Origin of the sequence: Thalassospira sp. MCCC 1A01428 (genome assembly GCF_002115825.1) — a bacterium.
Taxonomy (GTDB): Bacteria; Pseudomonadota; Alphaproteobacteria; order Rhodospirillales; family Thalassospiraceae; genus Thalassospira.
The window spans coordinates 1-1,311 of record NZ_JFJZ01000131.1 but is presented as its reverse complement, the minus strand read 5'-3'; the positions used below and the strand labels follow the sequence as shown (position 1 = coordinate 1,311).

1 protein-coding gene is annotated in these 1,311 nt (G+C 53.4%); it reads left to right on the top strand.

Translation table 11 applies throughout. The features are described 5' to 3' along the window. A partial coding sequence (locus tag THS27_RS27540) for a hypothetical protein (RefSeq protein WP_246833114.1) occupies positions 1-279 on the top strand: 279 nt, incomplete at its 5' end. Positions 280-1,311 lie beyond the last annotated feature (1,032 nt).

Below are 1,311 nucleotides of genomic sequence, written 5' to 3'. Positions count from 1 at the left end.
CCCCCCCCAACCCTTGCTGAATCCCTTGTCTGCCATTTGCATGGCACCAAAACCGATCTGGTTGATGGCACTGACATCTCACGAAACATGATGCAAACCCGGGCCGTGGGATTTCGCCAAAGCTATCAACTGATGGGCGAAACAGCGGATACCATGCATGAAACATATTCCGTCGCCAGACTGATCAGAAACACGCAATCCCGGTATCTGACGATAGAACCGGATCGTTTCCCTTACAGACGGTGTAAAAACCAGAATATGTGCCAACCGCGTGGATGATATCTTCGGCCTGCCCCACAACAGCTATCTGTTGCACAAGAAGCATAAAATCAAAAGCCGTGCCACCGTGGCAACGGTCGACAGCAATGCCCCGTGGAGGTCTTTGGTCCTTGCTCGCATCATCCCGAATCGGGAAGGTGGCCGCGGCCGCAACAGGTCATCTGCAAAACCCTGCGCCGCCCCGGTTAGAACCAAAGGGTCCGCTTTTTTGTCACCTCACTGAATTGGGATACTCTGCTGGTGATCCGCGAGGTAAAGGCATTTCCGAACGACCGCGATGCCATAGCCGGGGCGATTTAACAAAATATCTACTGCCCACGACGTTACCCGTACCAAAACATCTTCTTTGCCGCCTGGTAGGGGCCTTGCGCGCGTTGACATAGACAGTGTCCTCTGACAAACAGAACGCACCAACCGTCGCCCGGGCAAAGGATTTCACATGCCTTGCCTCAGGCAAAACAACGCCAGAGGTTGCGCTTCAAAAATAATATTTCCTCCGGCCTCTCCTCGCGTCCGACAAGCAAATTTCTCACCCGAAAATCAGACCCGAGAGGACAAAATCAGTCGGTAACCGTAACTGAAAAATGGCTGGTGATGGATCCCGGTATTTTTGTTTACGGGGGCCAGATTATGCTTCGGGCTTCGGGCTTCGGGCTTCGGGCTTCGGGCTTCGGGCTTTGCCCTTGCTGTGGCTGCGCAAAGCGATGCTTTGCTTGTCTTGAACAGTCAGCGCAACTCATACGGGCCCCACCTACCAGACATTAAAAAAGCCCGCCACAAGGGCGAGCCGGATGCTTCATCGTGATGTAGATGTGGAAAGATATCCGCAATCTGTGCGCGGCTTTGCCGTGCTCGACCTTCGGCTTAAAATCGCTCCACTGGAGCGATTTCTTTACAGCCTCAGCCTTCAAGTTATGAGCACAGTCTCATAACGCACGAAGATCATCAGTTTAAAGATGGAGCCAGCGGCCTAAAACGACAAAACCCCGCCCGAAGGGCAGGGTTTGACGTTTTTGGTTGCGGGGGCCAGAT